The sequence below is a fragment of the Bacillus cereus group sp. BfR-BA-01347 genome (genome assembly GCF_022663835.1).
Lineage (GTDB): Bacteria > Bacillota > Bacilli > Bacillales > Bacillaceae_G > Bacillus_A > Bacillus_A thuringiensis_K.
This window is the reverse complement of record NZ_JAKUGG010000027.1, coordinates 1-23,011: the sequence shown is the minus strand read 5'-3', so window position 1 is coordinate 23,011 and position 23,011 is coordinate 1. Positions and strand designations below refer to the sequence as shown.

Genomic DNA, 23,011 nt, shown 5'->3' with positions numbered 1-23,011 from the left:
TATGGCTACTTGCAACTATCGAATTAGCTTACGAAAGACTTACACTTTTGTAAGAAAAAAAGACATTCATGTAAGAATGTCTTTCACAGCATATTGATATGATGATGGTCTTCAATTGTTTTTAAAAAACTACGCATTGAATTTGTCATATAGCTATCTTTACGGCGTATGAAAACCGTTGAAATACTGCCGTATTTTTCAGGGATTGCATGACAATGTACCTTACCTGCTTTAGAAAGATGATGGACAGCAGACTGTGGTACGAGTGTAATTCCGAGACCGAGTGCAACACTGTTTAATATTGTCTCTAATATATTGAATTCCATAATTCTTTTTGGTAGCAAACCTTCATCTTTAAGCCAACGTTCTAGTTTGGAGCGGTATCCACATCCTTGGTTAAAAACGAGTAGAGGCGTTGTTGTAAATTCTTCTATATGAAAGGCTTTATTTTGTGTTATAAGCATTAATTTCTCTGTACTAACATCGTATTGTTCGATTAGTGGATGTTTAATAGGACCTGATATAAAGGCGCCATCTAATTGATGATCAAGTACTTCTCTAATTAATTCTTCTGTTAGACCCGCTTGTAATGATAAATCGACATTCGGATAGCTTTTATAGTAAGAAGATAAAATGGTAGGCAGTGTACTTACTGTTTCGACTGTACCGATTTTTAATATACCAGAAGGTGTTTCGCTATCTAAAAATACTTGTTTTAGTTCGTCGACATCTTGCAAAATTTTACTAACATAAACGAGCATTTTTCTTCCTTCAGCTGTTAAAGTCATTCCTCGTTTATGGCGGTAAAAGAGTGGGGTTTTTAATTCGTTTTCTAGTTGTTTAATACGTGCAGTTACATTTGATTGTACATAATTTAATTCCTTTGCTGCGCTACTTACACTCCCCTGATCGGCAACGCTTTTAAAGATTTGTAAGTCTCGTAATTCCATTTTGTAATCCCCCTTGATGTTAACTATCATTATAAATGATAGTTAACATCATTTTGAATCATTTTACGTGATATATTTTTTCTTTTACAATTCTCTTTGTGCAAATAGAAAGAAACGGGGGATTGCGGTGAGGAGAGGTCAAATGATAATAGGGGCTTTAGCGTGTTTAATTGCGAGTATGTCATGGGGAGCGATGTTTCCAGTTGCTGATCATGCGCTAGAATACATAGATCCATTTTATTTTTCGCTTATTCGCTATGGAGCAGTGGCGATAATGCTGATTGTATTGTTGTTAATGAAAGAAGGAAAACAGGCATTTCGTTTAGAGGGAAGAGGAAAGTTACTCGTCTTTTTTGGAACGATGGCATTTACAGTATATAATGTCCTCATATTTTTAGGGCAAATGTTGATGGGTAAGTCGGGTGTAATGGTAGCTTCCATTATGGAAGCACTTATGCCGATGATTTCTATTTGTATTTTATGGGGATATAAGCATATAAAACCGAAGAAGTATATGATAACGAGTATGGTTATTGCTTTTGTAGGAGCTGTGTTTGTTATTACAAAAGGTGACATGAGTTTCTTTGTAACATTGAAAGATAATATGTTCCCATTAGCATTTATATTTATTGGTGTTGTAGGCTGGGTTATTTATACGATGGGTGGTCAAACTTGTAGTGATTGGTCAACATTACGTTATTCTACGTTGACGTGTGTATTCGGTACGACTGTTACAGCGATTATAACGGTAATTATTACGTCGCTTGGATATATTTCAGTTCCGAGTATGGGAACGATTTCTATTGTGAAATATGATTTGTTATTTATGATGACATTGCCAGGTATTGTAGCGCTACTTGCTTGGAACTATGGTGTGAAAATTTTATCATCCATTAATGGGATTTTATTTATTAATTTTGTACCAATTACGACTTTAGCTATTATGATGATGCAAGGGTATCAAATCACAATGTTTGATATTATAGGGACTGTACTTGTTATTGCAGCGCTTATTCGCAATAACGTTTGTCAGAGAAAAGAAGAAAATATAAATAAGAGAGTTTTACAAGAAGAACAATTACGTCAAGCTGTTTAATAGGCAAATGGAGGATTTTACATGTTAGAAAGTTTATTGTTTTTCTTCGCCGTGGGAGTTGCCTGTGAGCTTGCAGCAATTAATCGAAATGGTCGTAAAAAGATAAAACAACAAGCTGAGCTGATACAGCTTTTAAAAGAATTGAAAGAAAGAAAAAATTAAAAAGACGACCGGGCATAGACGGTCGTCTTTTTCTATATAAAGGGGAAAGGGGACACAAAGTTATACAAGCGTAGCAGCGTAAATAAAAGCAGTAAGAAGAAGAGAGCCGCTAGCTAATCCTAAAAAGTCTAATTTGTTAAAAGTGATGTTATTCATAATGAGTTCTCCTTACTTGTTTAATGTATAAGCAACAGCTTTTGCGTCGAAAAGAGCTGATAATACCATGCCCATTGTATTTAAGAAATTGTTCGTTTTCATATTGTTCATCATATCAATCGACTCCTTTTCGAATAGTTGTTGCCCTGTTTCTGACTTAATTGTATGAAATATAGTGAGAAGTAACTATCGAATTAGCTTACAAGAAAATTACACTTTTGTAAGAATTGAAATTTAACAATTCATACTTATTTTTATTACCAACTCCTAAAACTTAGTGTTATAATTGTTGTAAGAATATGATTATACTTCGGATGTTTAGAAAGGAACGAAATAAATGTATAAACCAATTACATTTTTGTTGAAATATATATTTAAAACAGCTGGGAAAGTAGAAGTGCAAGGAAGAGAAAAGCTACCAGAAGGTGGTCCGTATGTTGTTGCGTGTACACATACAAGTTTTATGGATGTATTAATGTTAGCTACAGGGATGTACCCAACAGAGATTCATTACATGGCAAAAAAAGAATTATTTGAAGGGAAATTCAAAAATTGGTTCTTTAAAAATGTAAATGCATTCCCTGTAGATCGCGCGAATCCGGGACCGAGTACACTTAAAATTCCATCACGTTTATTAAAAGAAGGAAAGGTAGTAGGGATTTTTCCGAGTGGAACGAGATCAGCGGAAGATGTTTCATTAAAAGCGGGTGCTGTGACAATTGCGATGCGTTCTAATGTACCTTTAGTGCCGGCAGCTTATGTTGGTCCATCAAGTGTAAAAGAATTAATAAAGGGGAAAAAGGCACAATTGATTTTTGGAGATCCGATTCAAATTGAGGCTGGAGAACAAATAGATCGAAAAACCGCTATGAAAATGATGACAGATCAATTAAATGAGAAGTTTGAGGAGTTAAAAGAAGCTTTGCAATCAAATCAAAAATAAGAAAAGACGACCGGGCATAGACGGTCGTCTTTTCTATTACTATTTATAATAAAGGGGAAAGGGGACACAAAGTTATACAAGCGTAGCGGCGTAAATAAAAGCAGTAAGAAGAAGAGAGCCACTAGCTAGTCCTAAAAAATCTAATTTGTTAAAAGTGATGTTATTTATAATATATTCTCCTTACTTGTTTAATGTAGAAGCAACAGCTTTTGCGTCGATAAGAGCGGAAAATACCATGCCCATTGTATGTAAGAAATTGTTCGTTTTCATTTTGTTCATCATATTAATCCGCTCCTTTTCGAATGGTTGTTACCTTGTTTCTGACTTAATTGTATGAAATGTTGCGGAAAGTCACTATCGAATTAGCTTACAGAAAAATTACACTTTTGTAAGAGAAACGAATGAAGGTGTAATGATAAGAAGATTTGACATATGTTCATGAGATTCATTAAGTTAAAGATAGAGGTGAGTGTATGGCTAATATTAAAGATATAGCAAAGATAGCGGGAGTTTCAGTTACGACTGTTTCGAGAGTGTTGAATGATCACCCATATGTAAGTGAAGAAAAAAGGAAAGCGGTTATAGAGATAGTTGAGAAATTGAATTACTCGCAAAACGCAAATGCTGTTCATTTATCAAAAGGAAAGACGAATATTGTTGGTGTGATTTTACCGTATATTAATCATCCGTGTTTTGATGCGATGGTGAGCGGAATGATGGAGATTGCGTTAACTCATAATTACAGAGTGTTACTTTGCCAAACGAATTATAATAAAAAAGAAGAAATGAAAAGTTTACATATGTTAAAAACAAAACAATTGGATGGTCTTATTATTTGTTCACGTGCAAATGATTGGGAAACGATAGAACCGTATGCTTCTTACGGCACAATAATTGCTTGTGAAGATAATGATATTTCAAACATCTCAAGTGTATATACGAATCATTCAGCGGCCTTTCAATTAGGAATGGATTATTTGATTGAGAAAGGTTATAAAAAAATTGGTTATTGTACGGGAAGAAAATTAGGGCCGAGTAGTCAAAAGCGTTTTGATGTTTATAAACAGCGATTGCAATCTATAGACGAAGAGGTTAATGAAGAATGGATTTTTACAGAATGTTTTACACTAGAAGATGGTGTAAAAGTGGCTCATAAGTTAAAAGAGATACAGGATCTTCCTGAAGCATTAATAGTAGCAGGTGATGAAGTTGCGATTGGGGTTATGACAGAGGTTGAAAAACTAGGGATTCAAGTTCCTGAGGATTTAGCGATTATTGGCTTTGATAATCAACCTATCTCGCAAGTGTTACAATTGACAACTATTGATCAAAATTTAAAGGAGATAGGGAAAACTGCTTTTGAAATGTTGCATAGAAAAGTGAATGACGAGAGTTCTAAACAAGAAAAGCTGGAAATTCCATACGAACTTGTGGAACGCTCTACAGTTTAATCTTAATCCGTTATGTGTATAATCGCATAACGGATTATTTTTTTGAAATATCTTTGACAGGAAACGCGTTTCATACTTTATAAAGGAGTTAAACCGGTTTGTAATAATCCATGGATTCTTTTCAAGTGTTAATGCAATGAATAGAATTTGGAGGAATATGCATGAATGAACTTTTATCGAGTATGAAAAAGTATGTAGATGATGATGAAAAGATTCTGGCTTTTGTGGTAGGGATCTTTGAGAAGGATAATTTCATGTTATGTTATCAACATGGAATTTTTGTTGCCACTACTAGACGTCTCCTTTTTTACGGGAAATTTCCGTACTATCCTTCAACATTTAAAGAGTACTCATATTTGCATATAGATAGCATAGATTTTCATTCGTACTTTGAGTTTACTTATAATCATGAAACCATTCGCGCTAAGCATATTCAGAAAGGGAATGTGGAGCAATTTATCCATGCAGTTAGAGCAAATATGAATAATTAATCAACCCTCTGTTTAAACATAATATTTCAATTTTTAAGAGGGAAAATGCGGAATAAAAACCACTTCTAAACCTCTAGGAGATAGTGATACAATGTCAAATGGGGGGAGGGTATGAACTATGGTTAATCAACGTATAAAGGAAATAACACTAATTACAATTGGTTCATTATTATTCGCAATTGGTATTAATTACTTTGCAATTCCAAACCGTTTATCGGAAGGTGGAATTATTGGTTTAACGGTTGTTACGTACTACTTATTTGATTGGTCACCAGGGATTGTGAATTTTGCTATAAATGCAATTTTACTAGCTATTGGTTATAAATTTTTTGATAAGAAAACAATGATTTATACAATTTTAGGGATTGTAGAAACATCTTTGTTTTTATACGTTACAGAACATATTGAGTATCATGTAAATAGTGATACATTATTAGCAGCTTTATTTGCTGGTTTATTTGTGGGTATTGGATTAGGCTGTATGTTCAAAGCTGGAGGTACATCGGGAGGATCGGCAATCTTAGCTCAGTTAGCAAATCAATATTTAGGTTGGAGTGTAGGTAAAGGCGTACTAATTATTGATATTGTTGTAATTGCTGGTTCAGTATTTATAATAGGGCAAGAAAAGGCAATGTATACACTTGTAGCTGTGTTCATTGGAGCGAAGGTGATTGATTTCATTGTAGAAGGAATGGACACAAAAACGGCTGTTACGATTATTTCGAATCAACCAGACTTAATTCGTGAAACTATTACGAAAAATATGACACGCGGTGTTACTGTATTAGAAGGGCGCGGCGGATATACTGGTAAAAATAAAGAAGTTTTATATGTTGTTATTAATAAACAAGAGCTTGTTAAGTTAAAACAAGTTATTAGCCGGGTAGATGAAGATGCTTTCGTTGTTATACATGATGTACGTGATGTACTTGGCGGTGGCTTTAAAGCAAGCTAAAAGGTGAACGAGTAAATTCGTTCACCTTTTTTAATTCTTACAAAAATGTAAGTGTAATGTAATGAGATTCAATAGTAGATTTTATTCCCCCTTTTTAAAATGGATGTATATATATCCTGCAGAGGAGGAATGTTTATTATGAGGAAAAAAATGATCACTACTATAATAGCGATGATAGTGATAGTAGTAATGTTACTGCCTACGAAACTTGGACCGGTTATCGATAAATATAATCCATTTTATAAGACGAAAGAATACTATACGGTTGTGAATACAATTGGTCAGCATATTGGTGATGAGTGGTATGAATATGAATTTATTGCATTCGATGAACGTGGTAGAGAGCAGAAAATAAAGAAAACAGTTAAGCATATGTTAAAGAGAGATGAAGCATTAAAGGTTTTTGCAAAAGGACGTTACGGTGAATCGATTGAAGAGATTGAGGTTGCAAATATTCCTATAAATGCGAAGAGCAAACTTTTAACGATGAGATAGTGAAATATACCCCCGGCTATTTTTTGTCGAAAATAAAAATACTGGGTAAGGGTATTTTTGAGGTTAATAAAAAAACCTTAGTCTATATGGACTAAGGCTTTTTTTATTATATAAAAGGGAAGGGGGTACATTGTAGTAGCATAGGTGAAAGGTATAAGAAGAGTAGCTACTAGCAATGTAATTTGGTTATGTGATTGTTCTTCTTATTTGGCTTACTTTCTAACTTTATTGTACGAAATATAAGTAAGGAGAACTATCGAATTACATTACACATAACTTACAAACATGTAAGCCTTCTGTAATGTAATTCGATAGTTAAAAGATAGTAATTTTCATATAGTGTAACTAGAAAGTCTCAATGTATTACTTTCTGTTTGTAATGAAGAATGAAAAACCAACTAATTTTTAATAATCCTCATCTGAGTAAAGATGAGGATCCTTTTTTAAACCTTACAACATTGTAAGGTTTACGTAAGTTAATTCGATAGTAAATTTGTCATATTTTTTGCATAATAGATACAGATAGAAAAATAATTAGGGATCTAGTAAGAAGGGAGAAAAATGGGATGCGTAAAGAAGAAGTAGTGAAGTTACCAATTAAAGATTTCTGTAGCTACTTTACTGTTGCCGTAGTGTGTATTGGATTATTTGATATCATAACAAACTTAATTGTTAAATAATATAGATGATAAAACAAGAAAGGAAGTCCTTTCTTGTTTTTTTTATGGGGGCATAAAGATGAAATGGATTGATAGTCATATACATGTTGATCAATATAAGGATGAAGAGAAGAACAGATTACTGAAAGAGGTGGAAAATAGTAATGAAATAAAGGGGCTTATTGCAGTATCTATGAATTATCAATCTTGTAAGGAAACGTTATCTTTAGCGAAGAACTATCCTTTTATATATCCAGCGATAGGGTTTCATCCAGAGCAACAGATTCATAAAGAAGAGTGTGAACAGATTTATAAACTTATTGAACAGAACGCAGAGGAAATTGTTGCGATTGGTGAAGTAGGTTTGCCCTATTATTTGAGGAAAGAAGATGAAAGAATTGCTGTAAATCCATACATAGTTGTATTGAAAAAATTTATAGAACTAGCTAGTAAGTATAATTTGCCGATTATATTACATGCAGTTTATGAAGATGCTGACATTGTATGTGATTTGCTAGAGAAATATAAAGTTTCACGTGCACATTTCCATTGGTTTAAAGGAAGTGATGAAACAATGAAACGGATGATGAAGAATGGTTATTATATTTCGATTACACCGGATGTTTTACATAAGGAGAAGATTAGAAAAATCGTTTCGTATTATCCACTTGAATATATGATGGTAGAAACAGATGGACCGTGGGAATTTCAAGAGGATGTTATAACGCATCCAAGAATGATTCGAGAGGTATTAAAGGAAATTAGTGTTATAAAAAACATATCTATTGATAAGGTCGCAGAAACAATATATGAAAACACAAGTCGATTTTATTTGAAAGGATAGAAGAATTATAATTTTAATAATGTAACGGAAAAAGTAAAAGTTGAATTTATTTAATAAAATGCCACGGTTTGATATATGACAAAACCACCAAGCGTTCCGCTCGGTGGTTTTGTATTAGGATTCTAATTTTTTTACACGTCTTAATAATAAGAGAAAGACAATGACGAAGAAACCAAGTATAAGGAAGAATCCATATTGTTTTATATAATCCATTACGTCGCTTGCGCTTGTTGGTTTTTCAATGTGAATGCCGTCTTTATTAGTAGTGATATGAATATCTTTCATTTTCACTTCATTTGTTTCTTTTTGTAAATCAATCCATTCTATATTTGGAATGCTTTCTAGGTCCTTTAACACTTCTTTTAATGGTTTCACACCTAAGTAAGGATGATAGAATGCTCCAATAACTCCATCGGATAATTTAGAAACAGATAGAGCACGTTCTTTCATTTTAGCAATAGTTTGTGGTTTATTTTCTTCAATAAATCCGACTGTTTCAGGCAATATTTTCATTCCATGTAAAAATGACGGAGTACTTGTATAATATGGTGAGTGCATGGATTTCCAAGTTGTATCATTTAACTGTAGTTGTCCTACATAAGTTGAAAAGTATCTTGATAATATTTCATATCCTTTTTGAGACATCGTGTAATGAGGTGCTTCAAAGGCAACAGGATATAGTTTAGCAGCTACAAGTTCTTGAATTCCTTTTTCGATATGATCTTTCGTATATTTTTCCTCAAACTCTTCCCCTTTTTTTACATATTGGTTATATGCCTCTATATTTGGAAAGTCATCTTTTGTCTTCGGTTTTTCATGTTTCGGTTGGCGAATTGGTTGATCTGTCTTTACGTCCCAAAATTCAAACCCTTCACCGGTTTCACTGTCATAAAATTGGTGAGTATAACCATGCAAAATAATTGCTGCCCCATCATTTTGCATAGAGCGTAAAAGATCGACTAGTTCGGGTTTATCTTTTAGATGTATTGTCTTTCCCGTATTTGGATCTTTATATACAGGGATGACCGTAATCATATAAGGAATTTTTTTCCCTTTTAGTAATTCAGCAATTTCTTTTAATTGATTTATATCTGCGGCCGGATGAACGTCCTCAAGACGTAAATAAGCTTCTACTTTATTTGTCGTTGGCTCTTTTCCGAAGTAAGAAAATAACATTTCACCGACGTAATGAGACATCCAGTCAAAGAGATTTGGCGTTGCAGCGTAATAAGATGTTTCATGCTGAACGATTAGTGGGTTAGTGTTATTTGAGCTTAAGGCGCTAGCAAGCACAGTTCCATTCGTATCAAATGATTGAATTAATCGTTCCGCTTCTAAAGTATTTTTTAGCTTCTTGTCTGGATATTCAATTTTATTAACTCGTATATCATCACTCTTCAATGTAATGAAAGAAAAACGCTTAGATAATTGTTCAACATTTTGTCCTAATACTAATACAGGGCCGGAGAAGTTTTCTAGAAATTGTTTCGTTTCATCGGAAAACACTTCTTTTGTTTCACCGATATAAACAATATGTGTATAGGAGGATACGTTATTAATTGAAGTTGCTTCTTTTAAGCTTTTTACGGTTATATCATTTGTAAAATGTCCTAATTGAGTATTAAGTATTTGGACGTTATTTGAAACTTTATCGTCTTGTGTACTATACAAAACAAGTACTTTTGGTTTTGATGATGTTTGTGCAGAGGTGTAGGTAGGGATGAGTAGTAAAATGCTGAACAAGAGTGTTAGGCATTTTTTCATTTTGTATGCTCCTATTCTATATGTAGAGTTCAGTTTACAATTATATACAATAAATGCGTTATAGTCTATGAAAGTTACATTTTTGCACGTATTTACCAGCTGTTTTTTCACAAAATCGGTCTAAAGCATGATGATAATATGTATAGTTATTTGCTATGATAAAAGAGTAATAGAATGTAGGTAATTGTAAAGGGAAGGCTGAAAGGGGACAAATTTCAGCGGAGAAAGAGGTAGAGGTAGTGAAGAAATTCTTTGTAGGATTTTTAGTTGTTCTTGGAGTATATTTATATTTCCAAGGAAAGTCTGAAGGAATGGATAAGCTAGTGAATGGAACAAGCTATGTTGATTCAGAAGAAGCAAAACAGATGAAACAAATCATTATAGAGGAAGCGAAGAAAGTACATCTTCCAGAATGGATACCTCTTGCAATTGCCGAGCATGAAAGTCGATTAAATCCAAGAAGTGTTGGAGATAATGGAACTTCATTCGGATTGTTTCAACTACACCGCGGCGGCGGGCTTGCACCAGAACATTTAACTGATGATGAGCTGAAAGATCCACGTACAAATGCGCAAATTGCAATGCCGCATTTAATGAAAGGATATAAGCGTGGGGTACAAAAAGGTTTGACTGATTTTGCATTACTGAAATATATAGCGAATACATCTGGATGGCCAGGGAATTTAGGGCCAGAGTGGACGGATAATAACATGAAGTATAACATCGGATTAGAAGATGTATACTATCGAAATAAAGGTGTAATTAAAGAGTAGGTTTTCTATACCTACTCTGTTTTTTTATGAATAATTTCATCCTTTTCTTTCGTGAAATACTGCGTGAGTTGTATTTTCACCTCTTCTAGTTTTGTAGAAACTTGCGGTATTTTATATCCTACATACAATGGTGAAACGACAAATCTAGGTACAACTTTACAAATGATTTTTCCATTTAAGTAATAGAAGAATAAGTTATAACTACTGCATCCTTTATGGAAATCTGTCAGTATGTAACGTACAGTTTGTTGAATATAAGTTGCTAGTTCATCCGTGGATTCAGTATCTTCAGTGATAATATTAAATTCAGTAAAACCGATAATAGGACGATCTGAAATATTGAGTTCAATGTGTTCGTTCTTTTGTACAATTACTCCTTGGAAGTTGTCCGGTTCTACGTTATCGAGGTAGTTTACATATTTCATTCCAATAATCTGCATGTGTGCATGATGCAAACTTCCACCTGAGAAGGGACCATGATTTTTGTATAAAATCACAGATGTGAATTCTTCATTCTTCTGTAAGTCTAACCAATGTTTAATGGAGAAACGGATTAGCGATCTCATATGTTCTTCTGTATATGTCGCAATATGATCTTCACAATTATCTGTTTCGATTAGCACTGTTTGAAATGTATCTTGTAATGTAGGAAATTTATTTTTTAACCAAATAATAGAACCATCAGTTGCTAAAATATCCGTTAAATGTTCTTTATCGCAAAATGGACATGCAGCGCTTCTATTCCGAATGCTTTCTGGTTTTTGTTTACCGATATCGTTTAAAAAATATAGTTGTTGTGTATCCATTTGTATATATACCCCTTTAAAATATGTGTAAAAATCCCGCTTAATACATTCGGGAACAGGAGAGGGAAATCCTCTAAAGGAAATGTGGAAAAAATAAAAGACAAGATATCCTCATTACGATAGGGTACCTTGTCTTTTATTTTTTCTCTAATAGCGTGTATGGATAATATAGAACATTTTCATTATTTTTCTTTTTTCTATTTTTTATTGTGTATAAAGTAATTGCTGTACTTGCAATTATAATAATGGCTTTCTTCATATTCATATACCCCTTTTTATTGTTGGTTTAATTCTTGGCTAACTGCTTTTGCATCGACTAAAGCGTGTAAAATCATTTTCACCATGTTCATCATATTTCTTCACTCCTTTTTATAGTTCATTTAGTTCTTTTACAACTGCTTGTCCGTTCACTAATACCTCAAAGATTGCTTTTACGATTTCTTTCATCATGTTTGTTTCCACCTTTTGTTTATCTCTCTTGTTTACATCTTTATTGTATAGGGAGGCATCTTTTCGTACTATCGCTTTCCATTACGTGAACATAACAGTTTTGTAAGATTTGATGTCACTTATTGAAATGTTTAGTCTATCTTCATTATTTTCAGAAAAATGACTATTCAAACATGAAATTGGAAAGTATAATAAAGAAGTAAGTATTAAATTCCGTACGAAAGGGGTGAATGAGATGAAACGTTCTTTAGCTGCGCGTGCCAAATTTTTAGATTTTATCTATTTTTGTCGTGCGATTTTTCATGATGTAGTTGTTAACGGGATACGTATGCCCTTTTTTAACAATTGCATAGTGACTATTGAACGATAGAAATCTCTTCACCCATTTTTAATAAACGTGTGAAAAGGGAGCTATTTGGCTTCCTTTTTCTATGCCGAAAACCATGGGGAATGTTTCTTTCTCATGGTTTTTTATATTGAAAGGAGTACGGAAAATGACTATTTGTAGTGTAAAGAATGTAACGAAATCTTTTGGTGGAAACATCATATTTGAAAATATATCGCTTGAAATAAAGAATGGTGAACGTGTTGGGTTAGTTGGTCGTAACGGTAGTGGGAAGACAACAATCTTTGGGCTTCTAACGGGAATGGAGAGTTTGGATGCAGGAGCCATCCATATGAAGAAAGGTACACGTATTGGTCATGTCGCACAAATTCCGAAGTTTGATGAGGTCATGACTGTATATGATGTATTGAGTTCCGCTTTTAAAGTAGAAAAAGAATTAGAAAAAGAAATGCATGCTCTAGAAAAAAATATGGCGGAGGAGCAGGAACAATCTTCTTTGCAAAAGCTAATGGAGAGGTACGGAATAATTCAAGAAAAATTTGCATTTCTCGGTGGTTATGAAATAGAGGCAAATATAATGAAGGTAGCAAATGGCTTACAAGTAACAGACTTATTTCCAAGAGTATTTACAGAATTAAGTGGAGGAGAACAGACGAAAGTAAGCCTTGCATATATGCTATTGCAGAAACCAGATTTACTTCTATTAGATGAACCAACAAATCATTTAGATTTGTTTGCAGTTGAATGGTTAGAGAAATTTTTAAAAGAATATACTGGAACAGTTATGGTTATTTCACACGATCGCTATTTCCTTGATGAAGTTGTAACAAAAATTTTGGATTTGGAAGATGGAGAGATTCACGTGTACCATACGAATTATTCTCAGTTCGTTGAGGAGAAGGAAGAAAGGTTACTTCAAGAGTTTCAAGCTTATCAAGAGCAGCAAAAGAAAATAAAGAAAATGAAAGAAGCAATTAAGCGCCTACGTGAATGGGCAAATCAAGCGAATCCTCCGAATGAAGGATTGCATAAAAGAGCGAGGAATATGGAACGTGCGTTAGATCGTATAGAGAAATTAAAGAGGCCGATTTTAGAAAGAAAACAGATGGGTCTTCAGTTTGAAGGGCAAGAGAGAAGCGGAAAAGATGTTGTTGTAATGAAAGAAGTGAGTAAAGGTTTTGCTGGCCGACCTTTATTTGAACAAGCGAATTTACATGTTCGTTTTCAAGAGCGTGCTGCTATCGTTGGTCGTAATGGTACAGGAAAGACTACATTATTAAAACTACTATTAGAAGAAATAAATCCAGACGTTGGTGAAATTCGCATTGGTAGTAGTGTCAAAATGGGTTATTTATCACAGCATGCGTACGGAAATATGAAGAGTAATGTATTAGAGGCTTTCAGGGAATATGTAGCTGTAACAGAAGGAGAAGCGAGACATATATTAGCTAAGTTTTTATTTTATGGTCCAGCGGTGTTTAAGAAAGTAACGCAACTGAGCGGTGGAGAAAAAATGAGATTAAGACTTGCGCAACTTATGTATCAAGATATCAATTTTTTAATTTTAGATGAGCCGACAAACCATCTCGACATTGAATCAAGGGAAGTTTTAGAGGAAGCTCTTGAGCAATATAATGGGACGATTTTAGCTGTTTCACATGATCGTTATTTTTTAAATAAGTTATTTGAAAAGACGTATTGGATTGATGAGCATAAATTATTTGAGTTTACAGGGAACTACGCATGGGCTCGTCAAAAGTGGGAAGAAAAGCTCGAGAAACAAGTAATAAAGCAGCAACGCCAAGGAAGAAAAAGTGTTGAAACGGTTCCTGTAAAAGAGAAAGAAGCTAGGAATCTTGAAGAGATTGAAAATGAGTTAATGCATGTAGAAGAAGATATATATGCAATAGAATGTGGAATGGAACATGTAGCTGATGTTGAAAAACTTGAAAAATTATATGAGGAAAAAACGAAGAAAGAGTTGTTACGAGCAGATTTATATAATGAATTAGAGAATATTGTGGAGTAATGAGTAGAAAGCCACTTCCTTTCAGTTTTGCTGGAGGAAGTGGCTTTCTTCATAATGATATTTTGCTTTAAAGGTTAAATGAAGCGATGTGTTTCACGTGAAACAGTAACTTAGATAAATCCGTGTTCCTCAATTTGCATAGTTTGTGAAACATATGAAAATAATAAGGTGAAAAATAAATGTCATTAGTGGTTTTTGGATAGGAGTAATTACAAAAACAAAGGCTAATTATTTCCCGAGAGATAAAGTGAGGGCTTTTACAGGCACCCCGACCCTGACCTAACTTCTTTTGCTTTCACTGAATTTTGAGGTGGGGGTCTTACTGCCCGGCAAATAGCGGGATAAATATTTGTAACAGAGACTAGTGAATGAAAACGAAAAGAGAGCAAAGTTACAGCTTTACGCGCTGAACTCTGCTCTCTTTTTGCGTGGCATCTTCTCTCGTTGAAATTATAATAGCGATCCCGAGCATGATAAAAAAAGCTAAAAAGAGGACGAACTTTGGGAAGAACGGGAATAGTAATAGCGCTCCGACTATCATAATTGTTAATAATACGTAGTGCAGGACGTATTGGAATAGGTTGTCCATGTTTTCGCCCCCTTTTTGGTAATTGGTTATTAGTATTCTATGTTTCATGCTGAACGAATAGAAGTGAATTTTTAATTTTTTTATAAGAAATAAAAGAGAGCGATTGAAGAGTTTATTTCAACAAGTAAACGAAATTATGATGGATATTATAATCAGAAAGTAGATGAATTAGCTAAGCAAGCATTAGAAACGTTGGATATTGAAAAGCGAAAGGAAATTTATAAAAAATTATATCAAGAGTTAAGCGAAGCACCGCCTGTAATCTTCTTGAATAATAGCAAAATGGTGTCTACACATCATGCACGAATTCAAGGATTATAAGAAGGTGACTATAACGGAGTTTTATTAAGTTTACCTAAATTAAAGATAGAATAATAATTTTAAAAAAATTCTTGAAATATTTATTTAGAAAGAATTGACAAAATATAACTGAAGATATAAGCTAATAACCATAAAGTCTACCGGAAAGGTCGGAATAGGATTGTTACCCCTCAAAAACATCTATTTTTTTACGATTAAAACCGACTTTTCCGATTGGCTATAAAATGTTGCTGTGGGAGGCATACATAAGTCAAGCAGTTCATAAGGTTTAATTATTAAAAAAAGAAAAGTTAGGGTGGGGACAATGAAGAAAAAGACAAAAAAATGGGCTGGTGTATTTTCGGTATTACTGAGTAGTTCGCTTGTGTTGTCTGCTTGTGGGGGACAGGAGGACGCGGCTTCTACAGAGCCGGTTAAACAGCAGGATTTAAAAAATGTGAAAATTGAAAAGATCGCTGCGACAGATAAAACGAAAGTGCCAGACAAAGCGAAGAATAGAAAAGATACGTTAGTAGTTGGTATTAGTAAGCCAGGCGGCGTATTTTTGCCATACTTCCAACAAAATGGTTGGGATGGAAACGTAACTTCAGTTATTTTTGCATCTCTCGTATCAACCGATAAACAAGGGAAACCAATTCCAGAATTAGCTGAGAAGTGGGACGTTTCTTCTGATCAGTTAACATATACATTCCATTTACGTAAAGATTTGAAATTTAGTGATGGATCGCCATTAACGGCGGATGATGTAGCTTTCACATTGACGCTTTTACATGATAAGGCATATGAAGGTGAAGTAGATATCTCTCAATATGCGGTTAAAGGTGGTAAAGAATATAAGGAAGGAAAAGCAACTTCAATTGAAGGTATTCAAGTTGTTGATCCACAAACAATTAAAATTACAACTGAAAAAGTGAATTCACAAGCTATATTTGTTTTAGGAGGTACAGTACTATCAAAAGCTTATTATGGAAAAGATTATAAGCAAAATACAAGCTTAGATTACTTAAAAGATTTATATGGAAAGCCATTAGCTGCGGGTCCATATAAATTTGAAAAGTATATTCCAGGTCAAGAAGTTCGTTTTGTAGCAAACGAAAATTATTATGCGGGTAAACCAAAAATTCAAAACTTCATTTATAAAATTACTTCTGGTGATACGAAGCTTCAGTTATTCCAAACAGGAGAAGTTGACCATACTGGCTTAGGTACTGGTGATGAGGTTCTTGAACAGGCTAAGGCTTTAGAATTCGCCAATATCCAAATCGAAACAGCACCGTCATTTAGTTATATTTATATGAATAATAATAAGCCTTACTTAAAGGATAAAAAGGTTCGCCAAGCACTTATTTACGGATTAGACCGCAAAAAATATGTTGATACAGCGTTAAAAGGATACGGTACAGTAGCCAATGTACCAATTCATCCAACTTCTTGGGCTTATACGGAAGAAGGAGTTAATAAATACGAATACGATAAAGAAAAAGCGAAAAAATTATTAGATGAAGCAGGGTGGAAAGTTGGTTCGGATGGAATTCGTGAAAAAGATGGTCAAAAATTAAAACTTTCTTATTTCGGTCCAAGTTCGGCTAAAGATAGTGATTTATTAATTCCGATTGCGAAAGAGAATTATAAAGAAATAGGTGTAGAGTTTAATCCTGAATTTATGGACTTTAATACGATGCTTTCTAAGGTAAACAAAGGGGATTATGATTTAGCTTCTGTTTCGACACCGATTACAAGTGATCCGAGTGAAACAGCTGGTGAATATTTGTCTACTGCAAATGAAACTAGTCTTGGTTATAAGAATGCAAAAGTAGATGAGCTAATTCAAAAAGGTATTGAAACTGTAGATATCGAAAAGCGTAAACCTATTTATAAAGAATTGTATAAAGAATTAAGTGATGATCCACCAGTAATTCTATTAAACTACCGTAGAACAATTACTGGTTATAACGGGAATATAAAAGGAATTGATCCTGAAAAGTACAACAGTATTAGTGCAAACTTACCAGTATTATCATTTGAAAAATAACGATAAGAATGTATAAGTAGAAGACATTTTTTCATTCGGTTAGTAATGTGCCGCTTTGAAAAAATGTTCTTCTATTTTAAGCATAAGATTGGAGAGAAAAAGGGTGAAAACATATATTGTTCGTAGGTTGTTACAAATGATTCCTACACTGCTTGGTACATCAATTATTATCTTCGTCCTGTTCGCACTTCTTCCTGGGGATTATATTGATTCAAACCCGAAAATTACACCGGAAAGAGCAGCTGAACTGAGGGAGTTATATGGGTTGAACAAACCAATTGTTGAGCGTTATTTTCATTGGTTAGGTAATGCATTGCAAGGGGACTTTGGCTTCTCGCTTCAATATCAAGAGCCTGTAACGTCATTATTAAATAAATTTATTTGGAATTCTTTTAGTGTAGCAATTATTGCATTGTTTTTTATTTGGCTAATTGCACTTATTATCGGTGTATTCTCGGCGACGAAGCAACATTCTTTATTCGATAAACTTGTAACAATCGGTGTTTTTGCAGCAATGTCATTTCCTTCATTCTTTATCGGTTTGTTTTTAATTAAGGTGTTTGCGGTTGACTTTAAGTTATTACCGATAGGTGGAATGATTGATGTTGGCAGTAATTCAACAGGATTTGCTTACGTGATAGAAGTTGCAAAACATATGATTTTACCAGTATTTATTTTGACACTTCTTGGGGTCGGCTCGCTAACTCGTTATTTTAGAACAAGTATGTTAGAGGTTGTAAGACAAGATTACATACGAACAGCAAGAGCGAAAGGTTTGAAGGAGAAGACGGTTATTTATAAGCATGCATTAAAAAATGCAATTTTACCGGCAATTACGTTATTAGCATTTGAATTACCTGGATTGTTTTCTGGGGCAATTATTATTGAACAAATTTTTAACTGGCCAGGGATTGGTAATATTCAATTAGAAGCATTAAATTTTCGTGACTATACAGTATTGATGGCATTTACGATGTTTCTTTCTTGTTTAACAATCGTTTCAAACTTTTTAGCAGATATCGTATATGCAGTTGTTGATCCAAGAATTCGGTTGAAGTAAGGGGGGAAAGAAATGGAGACTGTTACAGTAATTACAGAAAAAAAAGAAAAAAAGAGAAGAAATGAATCATCACCATGGCGACAAGCTTTTAAAAAGATAAAGAAAAATAAGATGGCACTTGTAGGGTTTTATGCATTAATTTTTATGTTTTTATTTTGTTTTATCGGTCCGTTCTTTTCTCCATATGCATCAGGAAAAATACAAGTTGCGCTCATTAACAAACCACCTAGTTTTTCTCATTGGCTTGGTACAGATCAATTAGGAAGAGATATTTTAACAAGGCTTATGCAAGCGGGACGTATTTCATTAACCATTGGTTTAGCTTCAATGGTTTTATCGGTTATACTTGGAGCTTTATTAGGAGCGATTGCAGGTTTTTATCGTGGTATTGTGGACAATATTATTATGCGACTTGCAGATATTTTAATGTCGATGCCAGGATTACCGTTACTTATTATAATGGGTGCGATTTTATCAGAGTGGAAAGTACCGTCTGATTATCGTTTGTATGTCATTATGATTATTTTAAGTTTAGTAGGTTGGCCAGGGCTTGCACGCCTTGTAAGAGGGCAAATTTTATCACTTAGGGAGCAAGCATTTATGCAAGCTGCGGATGTGTTAGGAATAAAAGATTACCGGAAAATTATATATCACTTAATACCTAATGTTTTACCCATTTTAATTGTCGTATCTACATTAGGTGTTGCAGGTTCTATTTTGGGAGAATCCGCACTAAGTTACTTAGGTCTCGGAGTCGTTCCACCTACACCATCATGGGGGAACATGATTAGCGCAGCTAACTCATTAATCGATTTCCAAAAGCGTCCATGGTTATGGATTCCGCCTGGTTTTGCAATCTTTATAACAGTTGTATCAATTAATTTACTTGGTGATGCACTTCGTGATGCATTAGATCCAAAGATGAGACGGTAGGTGAGGAGATATGAGTAAAGCGGTAGTAGAGCTGAAAGATTTACAAACACACTTTCAGACAGAAGAAGGGACAGTAAAAGCTGTGAATCATGTTAGTTTTTCTGTTCGAGAAGGTGAAACTGTTTGTGTTGTAGGTGAATCTGGTTGCGGAAAAAGTGTAACGGCGTTATCTATTATGGGACTTATTGCTGAATCAGGCAGTGTAGTAGGTGGAGATATTTTATATGAAGGAAAAAGTCTTTTAGGAATGAAAGAGAAAGAGCTTCGTAGTTTACGAGGGAATGATATTGCGATGATTTTCCAAGAACCGATGACATCGCTAAACCCCGTCTTCACTGTAGGAGAGCAAATTGTAGAAACGTTAAGGGAGCATGAATTACTTAGTAAAAATGAAGCATATAAGAAGGCAATTGAGTTAATTCGTAAAGTTGGCATAGCCCGCGCTGATGAAATCGTCCATTCTTATCCGCATGAACTGAGCGGTGGGATGTTACAACGTATTATGATTGCTGTTGCACTTAGTTGTAATCCTAAGTTATTAATTGCGGATGAACCAACAACAGCTCTTGATGTTACTATTCAGGCTCAAATATTGGATCTACTAAGACAAGTGAAAGAAGAATTTAAAACGTCGATTTTATTAATTACACATGACTTAGGTGTCGTAGCGGAAATGGCTGATTATGTTGTCGTTATGTATGGCGGGAAAGTTATTGAAGAAGCCCCAGTACTAGAGATATTCCAAAATCCAAAACATCCTTATACGAAAGGATTATTGAAATCAAAACCAGTAATGGGAAAACGAATAGATAAACTATATTCTATTCCAGGGCAAGTTCCGAATTTAGTTGGTTTAGGTGAGTTTTGCTACTTTAGTGGGCGTTGTGAGCATTGTATGGAAATATGTGAAAAAGAAGCCCCAAATCTAAATGTAAATGATGAAAATCATAAAGTAGCTTGCTGGCTATATGAGGAGCGTGCGGAACAATGAGTGAACCATTATTAGAGGTGAAAAATCTAAAGACATATTTTCCAATCAAGGGTGGCGTATTTAGTAGAACAATTGGGCATGTAAAAGCGGTTGATGGAGTAAGTTTTACTATTAATAAAGGTGAAGTGTTTGGTCTCGTTGGCGAATCAGGGAGCGGAAAAACAACAATAGGAAAAACAATTTTACGCCTCGTTCAAAAAACGGAGGGAGAAGTGAAGTTTAAAGGGAAAGATGTTCATTCTTTATCCAAGGATGAATTAAGAAAACATCGCCCTAATATGCAGCTCGTTTTCCAAGATCCATTTAGCTCATTAAATCCGAGAATGAGAATTGGAGAAGCGCTTGGAGAGCCAATGTTGGCCCACGGATTAGCGACGAAAGAAAATGTTCGTGAAAAGGTAATTGAAGTATTGGAGTTATGTGGGTTAGCTCCTTATCATATTGACCGGTATCCCCATGAGTTTTCTGGTGGACAACGTCAGCGTATCGTAATCGCAAGAGTTATGGTATTAAATCCGGAATTTATTGTAGCTGATGAACCTGTGGCGGCACTAGATGTATCTATCCAAGCACAAATTATTAATTTATTTAGTGAGTTACAAGAGAAAAAGGGATTATCTTATTTATTCATTTCGCATGATTTAAGTGTAGTAGAACATTTATGTACGAAAATCGGAATTATGTATTTAGGTACGATTGTGGAGACAGCACCGCGTGATGAGTTATTTACCAATCCGCTACATCCTTATACGAAAGCATTGTTATCAGCTGTTCCAATACCAGATCCAACAGTGAAGCGAGAGCGAATTATACTAGAAGGGGATATTCCAAGTCCAGCAAATCCACCTTCGGGCTGTCGTTTTCATACACGTTGCCCATTTGCAACGGATGTTTGTAAAAAAACAGTACCAGAATTCCGTAATGTTGGTACAGAGCATTTTGTTGCTTGTCATCACGTATAAAAGAAAAGGACCCTTTCAAATGGAAAGAGTCCTTTTCTTTTATTTACTAGATGAAGTTTGTTTCAATACAAATTGCTCAATTGCGTGAGCAACACCATGTTCATTGTTTGTTAATGTTACAACATCACATAGTTTTTTTACATCTTCTTCAGCATTTCCCATCGCAACTGATAAGCCAGCTACTTGTAACATTGGCACATCATTAAAGTTGTCCCCGATTGCAATAGTATCTTCAATTGGTATATTGAAATAAGCAGCCATTTCTTGTAGACCGTTTCCTTTATGACCAAGCTTATCCATAATTTCTACATTAGTAGGAGCTGATGCTGTAACCGAAATATCAGTGTCTTCTTGTAACATACTTAATAGCTGTGCACGATGCGTTGCATTAAATGTCAAAATGAAGAATTTAGATATTTCTAATTCTGGATTATTTACAACATCTTCAATTTTTTGGAAATCAGTAATTAAGTTTGATTTCTTTTGTTTTTCTGTAATTCTCTCAAGCTCCTCAAGTGTAACATCTAATGCATGCTTGTTCTCTTCGAAAGCTTGCATGACTTGATCTTGCCATGTATATGGAGAATAAACTCCTTTATTCGTATATAGCTTATAAGGAAAACCTTCAGATTCTAGTAATTTTGCAAGCTTGTATACTTTATCGTTTTGTAAACAACGCGAGTTAATTACTTTTCCATCCACATAAACAATTGCCCCATTGCTTGCTCCGACTGGAAGAGATAATTTATATTCTTCCAATAGTTTTAAAGCATCCTCTTTCGCACGACCAGAACAGATCATTACAATATGACCGGCTTCTTGTGCAGTTTGGATTGCTTGTAGGTTTTCTTTGGAGATTTCAAGATTAGATGATAGTAGTGTACCATCCATATCTAATGCGATTAATTTCAAAATGACCACCTCTTTGTTTTTATTATACATAGTTATATAGAGGAAACATATAAACTTATCTTGGAAAGACGGTATTTTATCTCATATTAAAAGTAAGTAAAGATTAGATAGGTTTAGTGGCACTAAATAAACAATTTGTAACAAAAATAGAGAGGAATATGGATACATTTCACTTTATGACTGTAATGTTACGCGAATGTTACAAACATGGACTTAGTGAAAAATGCATTAAATAAAGGTTTTTGAGGGTTGTTATAAAAAAACGTAAAAAAAGTGTAATAAATTTTACGTAATTATATTGCAACGTAATAATAGTTATGTTACATTAATGTTACAAACATTACGTTATCAAATTTAATGTAACGTTAACATAAAAACTATGAAATAAACATTTCTTAGAAATTACATATAGATAACTTATAAAAAAAGGAGAATGAAAGATATGAAAGAGCAAGTATTACAAGTAACAAAAGGTGACTTCGTAGGATCAGCAAGTGGAGCAGTAGTATTAACAGCGTTAATCGTATTTCTATCAAGCGTATTAGTATAATAGAAGCTTTGTAACAAAAGAAAAAGAAGGGAGAATGAAAGATATGAAAGAGCAAGTATTACAAGTAACAAAAGGTGACTTCGTAGGATCAGCAAGTGGAGCGGTAGTATTAACAGCATTAATCGTATTTTTATCAAGCGTATTAGTATAATAGAAGTTTTGTAATAAAAGAAAAAGAGAGGAGAATGAAAGATATGAAAGAGCAAGTATTACAAGTAACAAAAGGTGACTTCGTAGGATCAGCAAGTGGAGCGGTAGTATTAACAGCATTAATCGTATTTTTATCAAGCG

27 protein-coding genes and 1 pseudogene are annotated in these 23,011 nt (G+C 34.1%); 20 read left to right on the top strand and 8 right to left on the bottom strand.

The annotated features are described in order from the left end of the window. Positions 1 to 83: 83 nt before the first annotated feature. On the bottom strand, positions 84 to 950 hold the full coding sequence (locus tag MR143_RS27560) for a LysR family transcriptional regulator (RefSeq protein ID WP_000423031.1): 867 nt from the start codon (positions 948 to 950) through the stop codon (positions 84 to 86). 127 nt (positions 951 to 1,077) lie between these two features. On the opposite strand from MR143_RS27560, the gene MR143_RS27555 reads away from it, so the two are divergent. Then, a complete protein-coding gene (locus tag MR143_RS27555) occupies positions 1,078 to 2,046 on the top strand; it encodes a DMT family transporter (protein WP_016119004.1) in 969 nt (322 codons plus the stop codon). 21 nt (positions 2,047 to 2,067) lie between these two features. Further along, entirely contained in the window at positions 2,068 to 2,208 is a 141-nt protein-coding gene (locus MR143_RS27550; RefSeq protein ID WP_000894065.1) for a YrzO family protein, read from the top strand. A gap of 60 nt (positions 2,209 to 2,268) precedes the next feature. Here the strand turns inward: MR143_RS27550 and MR143_RS27545 are convergent, their stop codons facing one another. Beyond that, positions 2,269 to 2,364 carry a DUF3948 family protein gene (locus tag MR143_RS27545; RefSeq protein ID WP_001060007.1) on the bottom strand — a complete coding sequence of 32 codons (96 nt, stop codon included), beginning with the start codon at positions 2,362 to 2,364 and terminating at the stop codon, positions 2,269 to 2,271. Between the two features lie 337 nt (positions 2,365 to 2,701). Between MR143_RS27545 and MR143_RS27540 the strand changes: the two genes are divergently transcribed. After that, positions 2,702 to 3,307, top strand: coding sequence for a lysophospholipid acyltransferase family protein (locus MR143_RS27540; protein ID WP_000277769.1), 606 nt, complete (start codon positions 2,702 to 2,704; stop codon positions 3,305 to 3,307). A gap of 72 nt (positions 3,308 to 3,379) precedes the next feature. Here MR143_RS27540 and MR143_RS27535 read toward each other — a convergent pair whose 3' ends face one another. Next, positions 3,380 to 3,475, bottom strand: a complete 96-nt coding sequence (locus MR143_RS27535) for a DUF3948 family protein (protein ID WP_001060007.1) — start codon at positions 3,473 to 3,475, stop codon at positions 3,380 to 3,382. Positions 3,476 to 3,780: 305 nt separating this feature from the next. Between MR143_RS27535 and MR143_RS27530 the strand changes: the two genes are divergently transcribed. From MR143_RS27530 to MR143_RS27510, 5 genes are all read left to right on the top strand, one after another. Beyond that, on the top strand, positions 3,781 to 4,758 hold the full coding sequence (locus tag MR143_RS27530; RefSeq protein ID WP_001273890.1) for a LacI family DNA-binding transcriptional regulator: 978 nt from the start codon (positions 3,781 to 3,783) through the stop codon (positions 4,756 to 4,758). Between the two features lie 161 nt (positions 4,759 to 4,919). Continuing rightward, complete coding sequence (locus MR143_RS27525; protein ID WP_001004247.1) at positions 4,920 to 5,249, top strand: PH domain-containing protein; 330 nt, start codon at positions 4,920 to 4,922, stop codon at positions 5,247 to 5,249. Between the two features lie 118 nt (positions 5,250 to 5,367). Continuing rightward, complete coding sequence (locus MR143_RS27520) at positions 5,368 to 6,204, top strand: YitT family protein (protein ID WP_000248039.1); 837 nt, start codon at positions 5,368 to 5,370, stop codon at positions 6,202 to 6,204. A gap of 138 nt (positions 6,205 to 6,342) precedes the next feature. Further along, positions 6,343 to 6,699 (top strand): YxeA family protein, encoded by a 357-nt coding sequence (locus MR143_RS27515; RefSeq protein WP_001227798.1) that lies wholly within the window; start codon positions 6,343 to 6,345, stop codon positions 6,697 to 6,699. Positions 6,700 to 7,437: 738 nt separating this feature from the next. After that, positions 7,438 to 8,202, top strand: a complete 765-nt coding sequence (locus MR143_RS27510) for a TatD family hydrolase (RefSeq protein ID WP_000871068.1) — start codon at positions 7,438 to 7,440, stop codon at positions 8,200 to 8,202. A gap of 114 nt (positions 8,203 to 8,316) precedes the next feature. Here MR143_RS27510 and MR143_RS27505 read toward each other — a convergent pair whose 3' ends face one another. Beyond that, the gene (locus tag MR143_RS27505) at positions 8,317 to 9,966 is read right to left on the bottom strand and encodes a DUF2334 domain-containing protein (RefSeq protein ID WP_000710616.1); all 1,650 of its coding nucleotides are present in this window, start codon (positions 9,964 to 9,966) and stop codon (positions 8,317 to 8,319) included. 239 nt (positions 9,967 to 10,205) lie between these two features. On the opposite strand from MR143_RS27505, the gene MR143_RS27500 reads away from it, so the two are divergent. Next, entirely contained in the window at positions 10,206 to 10,739 is a 534-nt protein-coding gene (locus MR143_RS27500; protein WP_000713246.1) for a transglycosylase SLT domain-containing protein, read from the top strand. A gap of 11 nt (positions 10,740 to 10,750) precedes the next feature. Here MR143_RS27500 and MR143_RS27495 read toward each other — a convergent pair whose 3' ends face one another. Continuing rightward, positions 10,751 to 11,545 carry a DUF4931 domain-containing protein gene (locus MR143_RS27495; protein ID WP_000381021.1) on the bottom strand — a complete coding sequence of 265 codons (795 nt, stop codon included), beginning with the start codon at positions 11,543 to 11,545 and terminating at the stop codon, positions 10,751 to 10,753. 136 nt (positions 11,546 to 11,681) lie between these two features. Beyond that, entirely contained in the window at positions 11,682 to 11,810 is a 129-nt protein-coding gene (locus MR143_RS27490; protein WP_001998915.1) for a hypothetical protein, read from the bottom strand. A 420-nt stretch (positions 11,811 to 12,230) separates the two neighbouring features. Between MR143_RS27490 and MR143_RS33300 the strand changes: the two genes are divergently transcribed. Then, complete coding sequence (locus tag MR143_RS33300) at positions 12,231 to 12,365, top strand: RAxF-45 family protein (protein WP_000830643.1); 135 nt, start codon at positions 12,231 to 12,233, stop codon at positions 12,363 to 12,365. 73 nt (positions 12,366 to 12,438) lie between these two features. Further along, positions 12,439 to 14,370, top strand: coding sequence for a ribosomal protection-like ABC-F family protein (gene abc-f / locus MR143_RS27480; RefSeq protein ID WP_199718118.1), 1,932 nt, complete (start codon positions 12,439 to 12,441; stop codon positions 14,368 to 14,370). A gap of 391 nt (positions 14,371 to 14,761) precedes the next feature. On the opposite strand, the gene MR143_RS27475 is transcribed toward abc-f, so the two are convergent. Continuing rightward, positions 14,762 to 14,959: a hypothetical protein gene (locus MR143_RS27475; protein ID WP_000369254.1), complete on the bottom strand. Its 198-nt coding sequence runs from the start codon at positions 14,957 to 14,959 to the stop codon at positions 14,762 to 14,764. A gap of 102 nt (positions 14,960 to 15,061) precedes the next feature. On the opposite strand from MR143_RS27475, the pseudogene MR143_RS27470 reads away from it, so the two are divergent. The 6 genes and pseudogenes from MR143_RS27470 to MR143_RS27445 form a co-directional block, all read left to right on the top strand. Next, positions 15,062 to 15,280 (top strand): annotated as a pseudogene (locus MR143_RS27470) (ABC transporter substrate-binding protein); the annotation flags it as partial. A gap of 304 nt (positions 15,281 to 15,584) precedes the next feature. Continuing rightward, positions 15,585 to 17,312 carry an ABC transporter substrate-binding protein gene (locus tag MR143_RS27465; RefSeq protein ID WP_000730663.1) on the top strand — a complete coding sequence of 576 codons (1,728 nt, stop codon included), beginning with the start codon at positions 15,585 to 15,587 and terminating at the stop codon, positions 17,310 to 17,312. Between the two features lie 103 nt (positions 17,313 to 17,415). Further along, positions 17,416 to 18,372 (top strand): ABC transporter permease, encoded by a 957-nt coding sequence (locus MR143_RS27460; RefSeq protein WP_000860748.1) that lies wholly within the window; start codon positions 17,416 to 17,418, stop codon positions 18,370 to 18,372. 12 nt (positions 18,373 to 18,384) lie between these two features. Then, entirely contained in the window at positions 18,385 to 19,305 is a 921-nt protein-coding gene (gene opp4C, locus MR143_RS27455; RefSeq protein ID WP_000451077.1) for an oligopeptide ABC transporter permease, read from the top strand. 10 nt (positions 19,306 to 19,315) lie between these two features. Beyond that, the gene (locus tag MR143_RS27450; RefSeq protein ID WP_000030789.1) at positions 19,316 to 20,296 is read left to right on the top strand and encodes an ABC transporter ATP-binding protein; all 981 of its coding nucleotides are present in this window, start codon (positions 19,316 to 19,318) and stop codon (positions 20,294 to 20,296) included. Then, positions 20,293 to 21,258, top strand: a complete 966-nt coding sequence (locus tag MR143_RS27445) for an ABC transporter ATP-binding protein (protein ID WP_199718104.1) — start codon at positions 20,293 to 20,295, stop codon at positions 21,256 to 21,258. The genes MR143_RS27450 and MR143_RS27445 overlap by 4 nt, the downstream gene beginning before the upstream one ends. A gap of 39 nt (positions 21,259 to 21,297) precedes the next feature. On the opposite strand, the gene MR143_RS27440 is transcribed toward MR143_RS27445, so the two are convergent. Next, complete coding sequence (locus MR143_RS27440) at positions 21,298 to 22,170, bottom strand: Cof-type HAD-IIB family hydrolase (RefSeq protein ID WP_000766427.1); 873 nt, start codon at positions 22,168 to 22,170, stop codon at positions 21,298 to 21,300. A 433-nt stretch (positions 22,171 to 22,603) separates the two neighbouring features. Between MR143_RS27440 and MR143_RS27435 the strand changes: the two genes are divergently transcribed. The 3 genes from MR143_RS27435 to MR143_RS27425 form a co-directional block, all read left to right on the top strand. Then, on the top strand, positions 22,604 to 22,720 hold the full coding sequence (locus MR143_RS27435; protein ID WP_000654250.1) for a DUF3948 family protein: 117 nt from the start codon (positions 22,604 to 22,606) through the stop codon (positions 22,718 to 22,720). 34 nt (positions 22,721 to 22,754) lie between these two features. Further along, the gene (locus tag MR143_RS27430; protein ID WP_000654250.1) at positions 22,755 to 22,871 is read left to right on the top strand and encodes a DUF3948 family protein; all 117 of its coding nucleotides are present in this window, start codon (positions 22,755 to 22,757) and stop codon (positions 22,869 to 22,871) included. A gap of 34 nt (positions 22,872 to 22,905) precedes the next feature. After that, positions 22,906 to 23,011, top strand: a 106-nt coding sequence (locus MR143_RS27425) for a DUF3948 family protein (RefSeq protein ID WP_242281113.1), incomplete at its 3' end; no start/stop codon positions are given.